General features: G+C 42.4%; 13 protein-coding genes. 8 read left to right on the plus strand and 5 right to left on the minus strand.

From position 1 onward, the window contains the following. Positions 1 to 440 precede the first annotated feature (440 nt). From KTR06_RS10760 to cdd, 5 genes are all read right to left on the minus strand, one after another. Positions 441 to 2,141, minus strand: coding sequence for an ABC-F family ATP-binding cassette domain-containing protein (locus KTR06_RS10760; RefSeq protein WP_120070543.1), 1,701 nt, complete (start codon positions 2,139 to 2,141; stop codon positions 441 to 443). Between the two features lie 377 nt (positions 2,142 to 2,518). Next, the gene (locus KTR06_RS10765) at positions 2,519 to 3,892 is read right to left on the minus strand and encodes an FAD-dependent oxidoreductase (RefSeq protein WP_118407349.1); all 1,374 of its coding nucleotides are present in this window, start codon (positions 3,890 to 3,892) and stop codon (positions 2,519 to 2,521) included. Positions 3,893 to 3,991: 99 nt separating this feature from the next. Beyond that, a complete protein-coding gene (locus KTR06_RS10770) occupies positions 3,992 to 4,573 on the minus strand; it encodes a DUF417 family protein (protein ID WP_004300718.1) in 582 nt (193 codons plus the stop codon). 88 nt (positions 4,574 to 4,661) lie between these two features. Next, on the minus strand, positions 4,662 to 5,501 hold the full coding sequence (locus KTR06_RS10775) for an AraC family transcriptional regulator (RefSeq protein WP_008025757.1): 840 nt from the start codon (positions 5,499 to 5,501) through the stop codon (positions 4,662 to 4,664). Between the two features lie 2 nt (positions 5,502 to 5,503). Further along, positions 5,504 to 5,986: a cytidine deaminase gene (cdd, locus tag KTR06_RS10780; RefSeq protein WP_004314293.1), complete on the minus strand. Its 483-nt coding sequence runs from the start codon at positions 5,984 to 5,986 to the stop codon at positions 5,504 to 5,506. Positions 5,987 to 6,096: 110 nt separating this feature from the next. On the opposite strand from cdd, the gene KTR06_RS10785 reads away from it, so the two are divergent. The 8 genes from KTR06_RS10785 (at position 6,097) to KTR06_RS10820 (ending at position 16,702) form a co-directional block, all read left to right on the plus strand. After that, positions 6,097 to 7,002 carry a glucosaminidase domain-containing protein gene (locus KTR06_RS10785; RefSeq protein WP_004314292.1) on the plus strand — a complete coding sequence of 302 codons (906 nt, stop codon included), beginning with the start codon at positions 6,097 to 6,099 and terminating at the stop codon, positions 7,000 to 7,002. Positions 7,003 to 7,083: 81 nt separating this feature from the next. Further along, on the plus strand, positions 7,084 to 8,481 hold the full coding sequence (locus KTR06_RS10790) for an NAD(P)/FAD-dependent oxidoreductase (protein ID WP_120070546.1): 1,398 nt from the start codon (positions 7,084 to 7,086) through the stop codon (positions 8,479 to 8,481). Between the two features lie 233 nt (positions 8,482 to 8,714). After that, positions 8,715 to 9,962 carry an efflux RND transporter periplasmic adaptor subunit gene (locus KTR06_RS10795; RefSeq protein WP_117610451.1) on the plus strand — a complete coding sequence of 416 codons (1,248 nt, stop codon included), beginning with the start codon at positions 8,715 to 8,717 and terminating at the stop codon, positions 9,960 to 9,962. Positions 9,963 to 9,979: 17 nt separating this feature from the next. Beyond that, positions 9,980 to 10,645, plus strand: coding sequence for an ABC transporter ATP-binding protein (locus KTR06_RS10800; RefSeq protein ID WP_008644652.1), 666 nt, complete (start codon positions 9,980 to 9,982; stop codon positions 10,643 to 10,645). 67 nt (positions 10,646 to 10,712) lie between these two features. Beyond that, positions 10,713 to 11,339 carry a GIN domain-containing protein gene (locus tag KTR06_RS10805; RefSeq protein WP_120070550.1) on the plus strand — a complete coding sequence of 209 codons (627 nt, stop codon included), beginning with the start codon at positions 10,713 to 10,715 and terminating at the stop codon, positions 11,337 to 11,339. A 96-nt stretch (positions 11,340 to 11,435) separates the two neighbouring features. After that, a complete protein-coding gene (locus KTR06_RS10810) occupies positions 11,436 to 12,725 on the plus strand; it encodes an ABC transporter permease (RefSeq protein WP_117809076.1) in 1,290 nt (429 codons plus the stop codon). Positions 12,726 to 12,754: 29 nt separating this feature from the next. Further along, positions 12,755 to 14,008, plus strand: coding sequence for an ABC transporter permease (locus tag KTR06_RS10815; RefSeq protein ID WP_217290343.1), 1,254 nt, complete (start codon positions 12,755 to 12,757; stop codon positions 14,006 to 14,008). Positions 14,009 to 14,092: 84 nt separating this feature from the next. Next, positions 14,093 to 16,702, plus strand: coding sequence for a PAS domain-containing sensor histidine kinase (locus KTR06_RS10820; RefSeq protein ID WP_217290344.1), 2,610 nt, complete (start codon positions 14,093 to 14,095; stop codon positions 16,700 to 16,702). The last annotated feature ends 6 nt before the right edge of the window (positions 16,703 to 16,708 follow it).

Genomic DNA, 16,708 nt, shown 5'->3' on the forward strand with positions numbered 1-16,708 from the left:
CTACGCTATATAATTAAGCCCTTTCAGGGCATCCCAATAAATATATAATTGTAAGGCTTTCAGCCTAACCGCTAAAATCTCATTTAACCGATAAATTCCCATTTAATTAAGAACTGTACTGAAACGAGTTAAACGGTGCGCTAATGAATGGGTCAAAGGTGAGGGTTGGTGAGGGTAGATTTATAACTTTTTATTTTATTATTTTCTATACTATCTCCTTTTTTATCTATAAAAAAAAATACGAAAGTTATAAATCTACCCTCACCAACCCTCACCTTTGACCCGTATCTTATAATAAAAAGATAACGGGGAATCTTAAAAACTCAATCATCTTTTTCAGATTTACCACAACGTTTCCAGAATACTCCATTATTTTATTCAAAACTGTGCGGATATGAATTAAATTTTGGTGCGGTTGCCCTGGATAAAATATCAATAGACTAACTCAATAAAATGCATTGTTCGACACCAATTTCCTGAATAAAATAATTGTCGTGTGAGATTGCTATCACAGTACCTGCATAATTTTTGATAGTAGCAGTGATAATTTCAATACTTTGTATGTCCAAATTGTTGGTAGGTTCATCCAGGATAAACATATCAGGGGTATTGTTACTAATCATCAGACAGCAGAAAGCGAGACGCATTTTCTCACCACCACTAAGTTTCCGGCAGGATTTGTCCCATTCGGATGCAGGAAACAAGTAACGGTTTAGAATAATCTTTATTTCATGCTCCGGCAGATTCCGGCTGTTGAAAGCGTAAGCCTGTTCAAGAATACTGTTCCGGTCGTCAATGATCGAATACTCTTGATTCAAATAGACATAGCTAAAGTCCGTCCGTGTCAGGGTTCCTTCCTGTGGTTGAAGTTGGCCGGTGATTAATTTCAATAGAGTTGTTTTCCCGCTACCGTTGGCTCCTTCTATACGGAGGCGGTCTCCACTCTTTAGTTGAAAGCTGACAGGAGCTTGCCAAAGCTGTTGTTTTGAGATACTATTTTCCTGAATATCATTGCTATTCGGATTGGGATGATAACCTGTGTCAGACAAATTTATTTCATCATTTGTCAGAATATTATTGTTAATCGAATTGGAATGATAACTGAAATTAATCTCTTTTGCTGTCACTAATATTTTCCCGGTATGAAGCGAGGAACTATTGAAGTCGGTTTTTAATGCAGCAGTCGGAGAGAGCGAACCTCGAAGCTGGTTGCGCTCATCTGTTAACTTCTCGGCTTTTTCCTGATGAACGCCAGTCAGTTTACTAGTGCTCTTCTCGGATTTCCCTTGGAGTGCGTTCAATACAATGCGTGGAACTCCTTTTTTTATATTACTCTTTTCGCCGCGTACATTCTGTTTGTCCCTGCGTTCGGCCGTTTCGCGAGCCACTTTACGGGCAATACGTAGTGCCTTTTCTTTTTCTTCAATACGTTGTTGCAATGCTTCCTGCATCAGCGTTTTTTGTTCTTTGTAGAATTCGTAATTTCCGCCATAATAATTGATTTGATGCTTCTCTAGTTCGCAAATCTCGGGGAGAAGATTGAGCAGAGTACGGTCATGACTTACCACCAACAGGGTGGAACGATATTTCTCTACCCAGTCATATAAACGTTGTCTGCCGGAAGAGTCGAGATGATTGGTCGGTTCATCCATAAGTATGACAGATGGATGATGAATGTCCATACCTGCCAGGAATACGCGGGTCTTTTCGCCGCCACTAAGCAGATTCATCGGGTAGGATAGCGTAAACTGTCCTAATCCCCATAAATCGAGAGCGGCGATGGAACGTTCTTCGATATTCCAGTCATCATTTAGAATGGTGAAATTCTCGTTTGAGACATCTCCTGCCAGGATAGCGTGCAGAGCTTGCTGTTTACGCTCTATTTGAAGAGCTTGTGCAATGGTCAGTGAATCATATTGCCCGAAATGTTGCGGGATATAATATAGGTCGTCCAGGCGGACAATGACACCGGAAGAGGGTGATAACTGTCCGGCAATAATTTGTAGCAAAGTAGATTTGCCACAACCATTGTTACCGACTAATCCCAATTTCTGCCCTTTACTGATGGCGAAATTGAGGTCACTGAATAATACTTCTTTATCCGGATGGATATAGCTGATTTGTTGGATACTGATAGACATGATGATCTATTGGGTTTGAGGTTGAAAATAGAGTGAAAAAAAACACAGGATAGGGGGAACGACAAACACAATACTGGCTAAACAACACGGATTTCGTGATGCTTAACAAAATAGAAAAAGCATATAAGAAAAGTGATGTTTACTTAGAAGTGTTGTCTTACTTAGTAATTCTCATTGTGGTAGGTATATAGTTTAACTTGGCTGCAAAGATAACACTTTCTATTAGATTTCACTCTATTAAGACTGAAAAAGAATGAACTTCATTTATTTAGAGGCTCCGTTTACCTCATTCAGAGCCTCCGATTACTCCAAATAGAGCCTCTGTTTACCCTATTCAGAGGCTCTGTTTTAGAAGTGAGTTATACTCTTTCTTATTCTTATACATCAAACAGTTGATTTAATCCCTCACTCATACTGGGATGCGTGAAGATAAAATCGCGCAAGAATGTAGACGTCTGGCCTGTCTTTATCGCCATAGCTACGATATTGATGATTTCTGAAGCATCGGCGCAGAATAGAGTACAGCCCATAATCTTCCCGTTATGATTATTGATGATAGCTTTTAGCATACCATCAGTCTGTCTCAATGTACGGGTACGGACGATGGAGGAAGCCGGCAACCGGGAAACCTTAAATGAATATCCTCTTTTCAGAGCTTCTTCTTCACTGATTCCGATATGTGCCAATGGCGGATCAATAAACACTGCATATTGCACAGGATCACGGTCTCCGATATCACGTTTCTTGTCGCCGAAGAGCTGATCGCGGATAATCCGGAAATCATCCAGCGAGAGATATGTAAATTGCGATCCGCCTTTCACATCTCCCATTGCCCATATATGAGGAACAGTAGTGCGTAACTGATCGTTTACGATGATAGCTCCGTGGGCATCAACTCCTACACCCGCTGCTTGCAGGTTCAATCCTTCAATCATCGGTTTACGTCCCGTTGCGATAAGAATGGCATCTCCATCTACATAATAAGGAGTACCGTCGGATACGTCCGAGTAAGTTAGTGTCACTCCGTCATTCGTGTCATGGATAGACTGCGCACGAGCGTTCAGATGGATTTCAATACCTTTCTTCTCCATCACTTCTTTGACGCTGTTTGCAATATCCCGATCTTCACGAGGCATAAATTTGTTTCCTCCTTCGAGTATCGTCACTTTACTGCCGAAACCGGCATACATAGAAGCGAACTCCAGTCCGATATATCCTCCACCTATGATAATCAGGTGATGAGGAAGTACGCTTAAGTCCAAAAGCGCACTACTGGTATATACGTGCTGACTTTGCTGAATACCATCTATTGCAGGGATAATGGGAGTAGATCCCGTGTTGATAAATATCTCTTTTCCTTTCAGTTCGATTTCTCCTTCGGGAAGTTCCACTTTTATGGTATCGGCGGATATGAAAGACCCCGTTCCGGTATAGATAGTCACATTAGGACGTTTACTTAGTCTTTCGTAATTATCATTCCTAAGAAAGGAAGTGAGGCGGTTCTTTCGGCCGATGGCCTGTTTGTACATATTCGCCTGCTTCGGAAAATCATCGTGGTAAAGCAAAGCGGAAACCTCGGCTTCATGTACCAGCGTCTTTGTTGGGATACAGGCTACATTCGGACAGCTTCCTCCATACATCATGTTGGAACGTTCTACGATGGCCACTTGCCATCCGCGGTTGGAAAGTTCGGCAGCCAGGGTTTTCCCTGCCTTGCCGAATCCTATAATAATTGCATCATATTGTTTCATAACTTCTTGTATTAATGATTTGTATGAGACTATATAACAGTCTGAAAATACGATTTGTTCCGCAATGGCAAGAAGTCAGAATCCTCTTTAGTGGTTGTCTTAGTCTTTTTTAAGTGTTTTGAGTACGCGTTGTGACGAGTCGGATAATAACACTACGGCACTGGCCAGGATCACAATGTCTTTAATCACCAACCGCCCTGCACCGGATAGTAATGGGAAACCGAATTCTCCGCTTCCCAAGTCGGGAACCCAGACTTCCGGGGTGGTGACAAGAAAAGAAAGTGTGCCGAGCGTCATGATAATGGCGAGGGTGTCGCCTGCCAATCCCACTTTTGGGAAAAAGATTCCCAGGAATACCAGTATGCCGATACTCATAATAAGAGCTCCCAGTCCGTAAGAGAAAGTATAAGTGCGGTTTGCTTCGTGCCATGCACGATTTTCCGGGACAAAAGCACCTTCCGCATTTTTATGTTCTTTGTATTCGGGTGCACCTTTAGCATAGAAGAAACTCATAAAAGGACTGTTGGCAACAAACGGAACAATCCCGTCGGCTTCATAATGGAAATACTTCAATCCGCCTATCCATACAAATACTACCAGGATGGCAACGCGGATAAATTTCATACCAAAACTTTTCAGACTTGAAGTGAAGGTCAGTAAAGCGATCAATTTCTCTTTCATTTTGTTGGGGTTTTAATGGATTTATCTTATGTCGCAAAGGTCGTCCATTTCCACTACCCTCAAAATAGCAATACTTCCGTATGCCTTGTCAATTTTTCCCTTCCTGTGTGTTTCTGAATTGCACGGCGCTCTGTCCGGTCATATTTTTGAAGAAACGGCTGAAAGAAGCCTGGTCTTCAAATCCCAGAATATCGGCAATCTCTTTGGCGCTTTTGTTGCTGTAAAGCAGGAGACGTTTAGCTTCCGCTTCCACCCGTTCGTGGATAACCCGAAGCGGCGAAGGCAGTTTGCAGGTAGAAAAGATGTTCGATAGTGTCTTGGGAGATTTATGCAACATATCGGCATAGTCCTGCACCTGTTTCTTTGTCCGGTAATGCTCGTCGACCAAGTTATAGTATTGGCGGACAATCTCGAATCCGGATTCTTTTTCACGGGTGATATTCATGCGGTGACGTGCAATCCGGGTACATTGGATGATGAAACGTTTCAGCAGGATACGCAGCATCTCTTCCTGCAGGCTGTCGGAAACGGTAAACTCATTTTCCAGTGCTTCGGTAATAGTGTCGAGTTCTTTACGTTCTTTTTCGTTCAGTGTGAAACGGATCAGGTGAGATGAACCGTTGAACAGGAAGCCGCTGCATGACACTTCATGGTCGTTGCCATAGATACAATAGAAATTGCTGTTGAACAGCAAAGTCAGGTATTCGCCATCAATCGATTTAAATTCGAGGTGTTGCAGATGAGTGAGTGAAATCACTTCATCTTTGGTAAGCGTCATTTCCTGATGGTCGATTTCTACCGTGATGCTTCCGTTGCGTACCCATATAAATTTATAAAGCCCTTTTTCTTTTTGCAGTGCTTTTTCTGTCAGATAAGAGTCTGTAAGTGCGAGTGTTCCTTTTAGTTTCGTGTGATATTGTTGTAACATAATTAATCCTCCATTGCTGATGCGTCAAATGATAATGGCAGTAGATCACCTATACTTTTTACTTCGTAGATACATTCTTTGCCATATAATAGGATGCGGATGGGGTGTTTGTAACGCTTTTCCGTTTCCAGAATCACTTGCCGGCAAGCACCGCAGGGAGGAATCGGATGGTCGATGAAGTCCTTTTCCGTTCGTGCCGCAATGGCAAGAGTGACAACCGGTTGGTCGGGATATTGGGAGTTGGCATAGAATAATGTAGTACGTTCTGCACAAAGCCCCGACGGATAGGCCGCATTTTCCTGATTGGTTCCTGTCACTACTGTCCCGTTGCCCAATAGCGCAGCGGCACCTACGGAGAAATGGGAGTACGGAGAATAACTACGAGCTGTTGCCTCCATGGCAGTCTTTATAAGTGACCGATCGCCCTCATTCAACTCATCATATTGATATACTTTAATAATAGCGGTAATTGTGAGGTCTTTCATATACGTCAGGGTATTGGTTTCTACAATTAATGTTACAAAGTTAGGAAAGAGATTGATAATCCCAATTATTTTTCGGATTTTTGTGCCATCTAATTCACATCTGAATAAAAATGGAGAATAAACTGCATAGACTTATCTTTTTAACCGTTGTTTTTTTCTTTGCCGTAGGAGTGCAGGCACAGAAACGGAATGCCCGTTACGTCGAGTATATAAATAAGTATAGTGATTTGGCTGTTGAACAGATGAAGCTTCATAAGATTCCGGCGAGTATCACGTTGGCGCAAGGATTGCTGGAAAGCGGTGCCGGATACAGCCAGTTGGCACGAAAGAGTAATAACCACTTTGGTATTAAGTGTGGTGGCAGTTGGCGGGGACGTACGGTTCGTCATGATGATGATGCGCGCAACGAATGTTTCCGTGCTTATAAGCATCCGCGTGACTCTTACGAAGATCATTCCGACTTCCTTAGAAGAGGTGCCCGTTACGCTTTTCTTTTCAAACTGGATATCACCGATTATAAAGGCTGGGCGCGTGGACTGAAAAAAGCAGGCTATGCTACCGATCCTTCTTATGCTAACCGGCTGATTACGATTATCGAAGATTATGACTTGTATAAATACGACCGTAAGGGTGTATATTCGGAACGGAAGCTGAAAAAGAATCCTTGGTTGATGAGCCCGCATCAGGTGTATATCGCTAATGATATCGCTTATGTGGTAGCCCGCAACGGTGATACCTTTAAAGATTTAGGCAACGAATTCGATATTAGTTGGAAAAAACTTGTGAAGTACAACGACTTGCAGCGTGATTATACCTTGATGGAAGGAGATATCATCTACCTGAAGAGCAAGAAGAAAAAGGCTTCCAAACCTTATACTGTATATGTTGTGAAAGATGGAGATTCCATGCATGGCATCTCTCAAAAATATGGTATCCGCCTCAAAAATCTGTATAAGATGAATCGTAAGGATGGTGAGTATGTTCCGGAAATCGGAGATAGATTGCGTCTGCGGTAGAGACTTCTCTCAAAAGTTTCGAATTTCGGAAACTTAATGACTCATTCATGTGTTATTATCTTGATAAAACATGATTAGAATATGAGTCTAAACATTGCAAAAAGTAATAAGAAACGTGTCGTCATAGTAGGCGGTGGTTTCGGTGGCTTGAAACTGGCTAACAAGCTGAAAAAGTCAGGCTTTCAAGTCGTATTGATAGATAAAAACAACTATCATCAGTTTCCTCCTTTGATTTATCAGGTGGCTTCGGCTGGTATGGAGCCAACTTCCATATCCTTCCCCTTCCGTAAAATATTCCAGCATCGGAAAGATTTCTATTTCCGTATGGCGGAAGTACGTGCCATTTTCCCGGAAAAGAATATGATACAGACTTCCATCGGAAAAGCAGAATATGACTATCTGGTGTTAGCAGCAGGTACTACAACCAACTATTTCGGTAATAAACATATTGAAGAGGAAGCCATGCCGATGAAAAATGTGTCAGAAGCGATGGGATTGCGAAACGCTCTTCTGGCTAATCTGGAACGAGCGCTGACCTGTTCAACAAAGCAGGAACAACAAGAGCTATTGAATATTGTAATTGTAGGAGGTGGAGCTACCGGGATAGAAGTAGCCGGAATACTTTCCGAGATGAAGAAATTTGTCTTGCCGAATGATTATCCTGATATGCCCAGCAGTCTGATGCATATCTATTTGATTGAAGCCGGGCCGCGATTGCTTGCCGGAATGTCAGAAGAATCTTCTGCACATGCTGAACAGTTTCTCCGTGAAATGGGAGTAAATATCCTGTTGAATAAACGTGTTGTGGATTATCGTGACCATAAAGTAGTACTCGAAGATGGTACAGAGATTGCCACGCGTACTTTTATCTGGGTGAGTGGTGTTACCGGTGTGACTATCGGCAATCTGGATGCCTCTCTGATTGGGCGTGGAGGACGTATTAAAGTCGATTCATTCAACCGTGTAGAAGGGATGAACAATGTGTTTGCTATTGGCGACCAATGTATTCAGTTAGCTGATGAAAATTACCCGAACGGGCATCCTCAACTGGCACAAGTGGCGATCCAGCAAGGAGAACTATTGGCAAAGAATCTGATTCGTATGGAAAAAGGACAGGAAATGAAACCTTTCCATTACCGCAATTTAGGTTCGATGGCGACTGTCGGGCGCAATCGTGCCGTGGCAGAGTTTAGTAAAGTAAAGATGCAGGGATGGTTTGCTTGGGTGATGTGGCTGGTTGTTCATCTGCGTTCTATCCTTGGAGTTCGTAATAAAGTGATTGTGCTCTTAAATTGGATCTGGAATTATTTCACTTACGATCAATCCATGCGTATGATTGTCTATGCCCGTAAAGCAAAAGAAATTCGCGATCGTGAAAAGCTGGAGGAGACTAATCATTGGGGAAAAGAACTGATACAGGAACCGAAGCAACACTCTCCGCAGGAGATTCAGCAAGCTTCCGAACTAGAGAAAAAATAGTCAATGAGAAGTCATTATACCGTAGTTGACAATCCGTCATTATCCAGGTATACTGACCTTCCGCCGACAGGTGGATAGATTCATATTCTGAACAGTAAATTCGTACAGGGTGTCCGATATCGGACACCCTTTGTTTTTTGTTACATTCTATTTATCAATTACTTACGGTTTTGGCATAGATTTGGTATATAAAATGCTAAATTGATACATGATAAAATCGTAAACGATCAGATATGGACAGAGAAATTCCTAAAGAAATACGTCAGAAAGAACGTAACAAGAAGATCATTCGTTATTCATCCATCGGGGTGGCAAGTATTGTTGTCATTGGTGTACTTATATCTGTACTAAGGGCAGGAGTGGAGGCAAAAGATCTTGTCTTTTCCACAGTCGATACAGGAGTTATTGAGGTAAGTGTCAGTGCTTCCGGCAAGGTGGTTCCTGCATTTGAAGAAATTATCAATTCTCCAATCAACAGTCGTATTCTTGAAGTTTATAAAAAAGGAGGAGATAGCGTAGATGTAGGTACTCCGATTCTGAAACTCGATCTTCAGAGTACGGAAACCGAATATAAAAAGTTGCTGGACGAAGAGCAGATGCGTCGGTATAAGCTCGATCAGCTTCGTGTCAATAATCAGACGAAGCTTTCGGATATGGCGATGCAGATCAAAGTTTCGGCTATGAAATTAAGCCGGATGAAGGTGGAGTTGAGAAATGAACACTATTTGGACAGTCTCGGTGCGGGAACAACGGATAAAGTGCGCCAGGCTGAATTGAGCTATAATGTTGCCCAGTTAGAGTACGAACAACTCCGGCAACAATATAAAAATGAGAAGGAGGTGGCTGCTGCCGAACTGAAAGTACAGGAACTTGATTTTAATATCTTCCGTAAGAGTCTTTCCGAAAAGAAACGTACTTTGGATGACGCGCAAATCCGTTCTCCGCGCAGAGCTATTCTTACCTATATTAACAACCAGATTGGTGCGCAGATTTCCGAAGGTGGACAAGTCGCTATCATTTCTGATTTAAGTCATTTTAAGGTGGAAGGCGAGATTGCTGATACGTATGGCGACCGTGTGGCAGCTGGAGGAAAAGCAATTGTTAAGATAGGAAGCGATAAACTGGAAGGAACGGTCAGCAGTGTAACACCGTTATCCAAAAATGGCGTCATATCATTCACGGTTCAGTTGAAGGAAGATAATCATCGTCGTCTGCGCTCCGGATTGAAGACGGATGTTTATGTGATGAATGCTGTAAAGGAAGATGTGATGCGTGTTGCCAATGGCTCTTTCTATGTGGGGCGTGGTGAATACGAATTGTTTGTCTGCAACTCTGACAATGAACTGGTCAAACGTAAGATACAGTTGGGTGATTCAAACTTTGAATATGTAGAAGTTTTGAGTGGATTGCAACCGGGTGACAGGGTAGTGGTAAGTGATATGAGTGCATATAAGAACAAGAATAAGCTGAAGATTAAATAAATTAAACACTAGAAGTTATGATAACATTGAACTCTCTTTCCAAAATTTACCGTACTGATGAGATTGAAACGGTAGCGTTGGAAAATGTGAATCTGACGGTAGAACGTGGAGAATTCCTAAGTATAATGGGACCTTCCGGGTGCGGAAAATCTACATTGTTGAATATAATGGGATTACTTGACGCACCTACCATGGGAATAGTGGAAATCAATGGAATACGTACCGAAGGAATGAAAGACAAAGAATTGGCCGTTTTTCGTAATAAAACGCTTGGTTTTGTGTTTCAGTCTTTTCATCTGATTAATTCGTTAAATGTGACGGATAATGTGGAGTTGCCTTTACTTTATCGCCGTGTTGGCAGTAGTGAGCGAAAGCGGTTGGCGCAAGAGGTATTGGAAAAAGTAGGGTTAAGCCATCGTATGAGACATTTTCCTACACAACTTTCCGGTGGTCAGTGCCAACGTGTAGCTATTGCCCGTGCTATTATCGGTAATCCTGAAATAATCCTTGCCGATGAGCCGACAGGTAACTTGGATTCAAGGATGGGAGCCGAAGTCATGGAACTGCTTCACCGACTGAATAAAGAAGACGGACGCACCATCGTCATGGTTACCCATAATGAAGAACAGGCGAAGCAGACTTCGCGTACCATTCGTTTCTTTGACGGACGACAAGTGCAGTAGAACCTGCGTTTTATACATGAAACTAAATAGAAAAACAGATTGATACATCTCTAAATTAAAAACCACCATGACAAAGAATATTTTCATCGTTGCGATAGCTGTCCTGTTAAGTGTTGCTTTTTGTTCGCTATCGGCACAAAATGTGAGTAAAGATTATAATGTAGGCGACTTTTCTGCCATCAACCTGCAATCTGTCGGAAATATTATTTTCGCTCAATCGGCAGAATGTACCTGCCGTTTGGGAGGGCCTTCTGAATTTGTAGAGAAAACCCGGGTAACGGTGAAGAACGGCACACTGGTTATCGATTATAAAGAGAAGAACGTAAAGAATGTCAAGAATCTGATTTTTTACATCACTGCTCCCGATTTGAGTAAAGTGAAAATCGACGGGGTAGGGAACTTTGATGCAAAGGAAAAATTGAATCTTAAAAATATAGCTTTCGAACTTGACGGAGTGGGAAATTGCAACGTGAAAAATCTTCATTGCGATGAACTGAAACTCGATGTCGACGGAGTAGGCAATATGAAAATGAATGTTGACTGTGGCCTTATCAAGGCTAAAGTGGATGGAGTAGGTAATATCACTTTATCAGGTAAGGCTGATACTGCTTTCTTTAAAAAGGATGGTGTTGGTAAAATCAATCACAAAAGCCTGAAATGTAAGGATATAACAAAGAAGGGATGGAATTTCTAATATGGAACGTTCTTTGACGAACTTCTGTGGAACCTAATCGAAGAAAAATAAAAAAGACGGGTAAGAAATATACTGAACTCTATACTGGTAACGATCATGATAAAACTCTATTTTAAACAAGCATTCCATCTGTTGGGAGAAAATAAACTGCTTTCATCTATTTCCATTATTGGTACAGCTTTGGCTATTGCTATGATAATGGTAATTGTGATTACTTTACGTGCGACTATTGCTCCCTTTGCACCGGAAACCCATCGTGACCGGATGCTTATTTTCCGGTTTGCCGGACTTCAAAATAAGTCCAACGTGAATTGGCAAAGCAATGGCCCTATCGGATACAATACGGCAAAGGCTTGTTTCAAAGCAATGACAATTCCCGAAGTTGTTTCCATAACCAATATCTGGCAGGAAACAATGCTGGCTGCTAAACCGGCAGGTGAGATGGAAAGTTGTAGTGTGTTGCAAACAGACGATGCTTTCTGGAAAATATTTGAATTTGAGTTTCTATCCGGTAAACCGTATGATAATGCCGATTTTGATGCTGGAGCAGCAAAAGCTGTGATTTCCGAAGATATGGCTCGCCGTTTGTTCGGAACGTCAGAAGTGGTTGGAAAAACATTCCTTCTGAATCATTCGGCTTATATTGTTTGCGGAGTGGTACGTCCGGTCTCTAAATTGGCGAAGTACGCCTATGCGCAAGTTTGGATTCCTTTGAGTTCAACAAGTGCCTTCACAGCCACTTGGGGCGATGACAATATCATGGGTATGACTGCCGTCTATATACTGGCTAAATCGAAAGACGATTTTCCGGCTATTCGTCAGGAGGCAGACCGCTTGCGGGCTATCTTTATGGCAGGGCATCCCAATTTCGATTTACTCTATCGCGGACAGCCTGATACTTATTTCGTAGCCGCGCAACGCTATTCCGCCAACAATCCTCCTGCTGTGAAAGAAGCAGTACGGCAATACATACTGACATTACTTGTCTTATTGATTGTTCCTGCCGTCAACTTATCCGGACTTACTTTGTCACGCATGCGTAAGCGTATCTCCGAAATAGGAGTGCGAAAAGCCTTTGGTGCTCCCAGACGGGAGCTTATGATGCAGGTACTATCCGAAAATATGCTTTATTCCCTGTTCGGAGGAATTCTCGGACTGGTATTAAGTTATGTCGCCGCTTTCCTTTTGGGAGGAATGCTTTTCTCCGTAGACTTTGTATCCAATGGGGTGGAAGATTTGCGGACCATGTGTGTCGACTTACTGTTCGATCCTACCGTATTCCTGCTGGCATTTCTGGCTTGCTTCCTACTCAATTTATTAAGTGCCGCCATTCCGGCATGGAGAGTAACTCGCACCAATATTGTGGATGCCATCAACGAAAGATAATTCTTCAACTCATCTAAATTCTAAAGAAAATGCAACTATTAAAACAAATATGGAACGAGCGCCGGTCAAACGGATGGTTATGGTCAGAACTATTAATTGTTTTTGTGGTCCTGTGGTATGTGGTCGACTGGACGTATGTGACAGCGCGTACTTATTACGAACCGGTAGGATTTGATATTACCGATACGTATTATTTGGAACTAAGCCTGAAAAACGACAAGAGTAATTCCTATCTTTCGAAAGAGCAAAAGAGTACATCTTTAGGACAAGATATTATTGAGTTGACCAATCGTCTCCGGAGATTGCCGGAAGTGGAGGCCGTTTCAATATCCAATAATGCGCGTCCCTATATCGGGAGTAATTCCGGTAGTATGTTGCGTATCGATACATTGGTTAGTAGTCCGCTACGACGTTCGGTAACCCCTGACTTTTTTCAGGTCTTCCGTTATCAAAGTGCTGATGGGCGTGGTTATCAGCCGTTGGTGCAAGCTTTAAGGAATGGCAATGTAGTTGTTGGTGAAAATTTCTGGCCCAAAGATTATAAAGGCGATCGTACGCTGTTGGGTAAAGAAATGGTCGATGTGGATGATTCTACGAAAGTGTACAAGATAGGGGGAGTTTCGAAGAAAGTGCGTTACAATGACTTTTGGCCTAACTACAGTGACCGGTATGTAGCCATTGAACTTACTGAAAAGATAATGGTCGAACTTGACGATGAACTTTATCCTTCGAGTGTAGAAGTTTGTCTGCGGGTGAAACCGGGGACTTCCAGAGACTTTGCGGAACATTTGATGAAATTGTCCGCCAACCAGTTGAGTGTCGGTAACTTATTCATCCTGAAAGTGCATGATTATGAAGATCTGCGGAATGACTTCCAGCAAGGAAGTTATAATCAGGTACAGATACGTTTCTGGATGATGGGCTTCTTATTGCTTAATATCCTGTTGGGCATTGTCGGCACCTTCTGGTTCCGTACGCAGCACCGTCGTGCCGAGTCTGCGCTTCGTATAGCAGTCGGGTCCAGCCGGATGCAGCTTTGGCAACGTTTAAATAAAGAAGGATTGCTATTATTGACTCTGGCTGCTTTGCCTGCCGCCGCCATCTGTTATAATATCGGCCATCTGGAGTTGACTGAAGGGTATATGGAGTGGGGAGTAGTGCGTTTTCTTATTACATTTGTCATAACCTACTTCCTGATGTCTTTAATGATTCTTATAGGTATTTGGTTTCCTGCCCGTCAGGTAATCCGCATACAGCCTGCCGAAGCGCTGCGCGAAGAATAAAAAACTTGGGCTATCTATTTGTTTTCAATAGATTTAACGTATCTTTGTCGGCATAATATTGAAAACACCGCAGGTTTTAATTATATGAATCGACGCTACTATTGTATGTTTATAGTTCTGTTCTTTGCTGTTCTTACTCAGGCGGCGGCAGCGGAACGTACATTCAATATCCTTTTTATACAGTCTTACACCTCGCAGACTCCTTGGCACAGTGACCTTAATCAGGGCTTGGCTAAAGGGTTTAAAGAGAGCGGTCTAAAGGTTAACATAACAACGGAATATCTTGATGCAGATTTTTGGGCATTCAATTCCGAGAAGGTAATCATGCGTCGTTTTTGTCAGCGTGCCCGCGACAGGCAGACAGATTTGATTGTAACTGCGAGTGATGAAGCTTTTTATACCCTTTTTGCATGTGGAGATTCGTTGCCTTTGCAGATTCCGGTGGTGTTTTTCGGTATTAAGTATCCCGATACGAAGTTGATTACCACTCATCCCAATGTTTGCGGATTCACAGCCAATCCGGATTTCGATGTCATATTACGTCAGGCACAAAAGATATTTCCCCGACGGAAAGAAGTGGTTTGTGTGATAGATAACAGCTTTTTAAGTAACAAAGGGCTTGAAGATTTTGAAGAAGAGTGGAAAATCTTTCAGAAAGACAACCCGGATTATAGAATGAAAATCTATAATACCCAAAATCATACGACTAGTCATATCATTGCGGCAATTTGTTACCCTCGTAACAGCTACGAACGTTTGGTTGTTGCTCCTAAATGGTCGCCTTTCCTTTCATTTGTAGGTAAAAACTCAAAAGCTCCCGTATTTTCAACTCAAAATGTAGGATTGACTAACGGTGTGTTTAGCGCTTATGATGCCGACAGCTATACTTCTGCATCATTGGCTGCTCAAAGGGCTGCTTCGGTCTTGAAAGGTACCTCTCCCCGGGATATAGGAGTGACGGAAATTACACAGGGATTCATCTTTGACTACAAGCAATTAGATTTTTTCCATATCGATCCTGATAAAGTATCTTCTAGCGGAACGATAGTCAATGAACCATATTGGGAGAAATATAAATACCTTTTTATACTTCTCTATCCGTCTATCCTCGCATTGTTGATAGCCTCTATCGTGTGGCTGATGCGTGCCAACCGGCGTGAATCCAAACGACGGATTCAGGCACAGACCCGTCTGCTGGTACAGAATAAACTGGTGGAACAGCGTAATGAGTTCGATAATGTATTTCATTCCATCCGTGATGGTGTGATAACGTATGATACCGATTTGCACATTCATTTCACAAACCGTTCCTTATTACAAATGCTTCATTTGCCGTATGAGTCAGGTGGACGTTTTTATGAAGGAATGATGGCAGGCAGTATCTTCAAGGTATATTATAACGGTCAGGACATTCTTCATAAAATGCTGAAGCAGGTAGCTTCAAAAGGTGAAAGTGTGAAGATACCGCAGGGAGCTTTCATGAAAGAAGTGCATAGTGATAAATACTTCCCTGTGTCGGGGGAAATAGTTCCGATTCATTCAAAGGACGCAATTACCGGTATGGCACTTTCTGCGCGGAATATTTCGGATAAGGAAATGCAAAAACGTTTCTTTGATATGGCGGTAGACGAAAGCTCCATATATCCGTGGCAGTTTGATATGGAAACGAACTGTTTCATTTTTCCGCAAGGTTTCTTGAAACGTCTTGGATACGATGAGTCGGTTACTACCATTCCCCGTGATGAAATGGATCGCACTATCCATCCTGACGATTTGAAGGAAATAAGTCCGTTATTTAATAGAGCATTGACCGGGGAAGATTCCAATACCCGTCTGAATTTCCGTCAGCGGAATGTCAACGGAGAGTATGAATGGTGGGAATATTGTTCTTCTGTAATCACGGGATTGACACAAGATTCATTGTACAATATATTAGGTGTTTGTCAGAGTATCCAGCGATATAAGACTGCCGAGCAGGAGATGAGAGAGGCCCGTGATAAAGCCCTCCAGGCTGACAAACTGAAATCGGCGTTCCTTGCCAACATGAGTCACGAGATTCGGACTCCGTTGAATGCGATTGTAGGTTTCTCCGATTTGCTAAGCGATACGAGTGGTTTTACAAGCGAAGAGATTGCCCAGTTTATCGGAACCATTAATAAGAATTGTGGCCTGTTGCTGGCTTTGATTAATGATATTCTTGATTTGTCACGTATCGAATCGGGAACCATGGAATTTATGTTCGCCGAGCATAACCTGCCGTTGTTATTAAAGACCGTCCATGATTCTCAACGCTTGAATATGCCACCGGGAGTAGAACTGGTGTTGCGTATGCCCGAAAGTGATAAGAAATATCTCACGACAGATAATGTACGCTTGCAGCAAGTCGTGAATAATCTGATAAATAACGCTGCTAAATTTACGAGCAGCGGTTTCATTACTTTCGGCTATGAAGACGATGAGGTTCCCGGCTATACCCGCATCTTTGTGGAGGATACCGGAGTCGGTATTTCTGAAGAAGGTATCCGTCATATATTCGAACGATTCTATAAAGTCGATAATTTCACCCAAGGAGCAGGTTTGGGATTAAGTATTTGTCAGACCATCATCGAACGTCTGAATGGTACCATCTCCGTCACCTCCGAAGTAGGTAAAGGCACTCGTTTCACTGTGCGCCTTCCTAACTACTGCGAATAATCGAAC

The sequence above is a fragment of the Bacteroides sp. MSK.20.12 genome (assembly GCF_019052435.1).
In the GTDB taxonomy this organism is placed as follows: Bacteria; Bacteroidota; Bacteroidia; order Bacteroidales; family Bacteroidaceae; genus Bacteroides; species Bacteroides xylanisolvens.

Coding starts and splice junctions, on each gene's coding strand:
- KTR06_RS10760 (WP_120070543.1), bottom strand. CDS start 2,141: ATGTCTATCAGTATCCAACAAATCAGCTATATCCATCCGGATAAAGAA.
- KTR06_RS10765 (WP_118407349.1), bottom strand. CDS start 3,892: ATGAAACAATATGATGCAATTATTATAGGATTCGGCAAGGCAGGGAAA.
- KTR06_RS10770 (WP_004300718.1), bottom strand. CDS start 4,573: ATGAAAGAGAAATTGATCGCTTTACTGACCTTCACTTCAAGTCTGAAA.
- KTR06_RS10775 (WP_008025757.1), bottom strand. CDS start 5,501: ATGTTACAACAATATCACACGAAACTAAAAGGAACACTCGCACTTACA.
- cdd (WP_004314293.1), bottom strand. CDS start 5,986: ATGAAAGACCTCACAATTACCGCTATTATTAAAGTATATCAATATGAT.
- KTR06_RS10785 (WP_004314292.1), top strand. CDS start 6,097: ATGGAGAATAAACTGCATAGACTTATCTTTTTAACCGTTGTTTTTTTC.
- KTR06_RS10790 (WP_120070546.1), top strand. CDS start 7,084: ATGAGTCTAAACATTGCAAAAAGTAATAAGAAACGTGTCGTCATAGTA.
- KTR06_RS10795 (WP_117610451.1), top strand. CDS start 8,715: ATGGACAGAGAAATTCCTAAAGAAATACGTCAGAAAGAACGTAACAAG.
- KTR06_RS10800 (WP_008644652.1), top strand. CDS start 9,980: ATGATAACATTGAACTCTCTTTCCAAAATTTACCGTACTGATGAGATT.
- KTR06_RS10805 (WP_120070550.1), top strand. CDS start 10,713: ATGACAAAGAATATTTTCATCGTTGCGATAGCTGTCCTGTTAAGTGTT.
- KTR06_RS10810 (WP_117809076.1), top strand. CDS start 11,436: ATGATAAAACTCTATTTTAAACAAGCATTCCATCTGTTGGGAGAAAAT.
- KTR06_RS10815 (WP_217290343.1), top strand. CDS start 12,755: ATGCAACTATTAAAACAAATATGGAACGAGCGCCGGTCAAACGGATGG.
- KTR06_RS10820 (WP_217290344.1), top strand. CDS start 14,093: ATGAATCGACGCTACTATTGTATGTTTATAGTTCTGTTCTTTGCTGTT.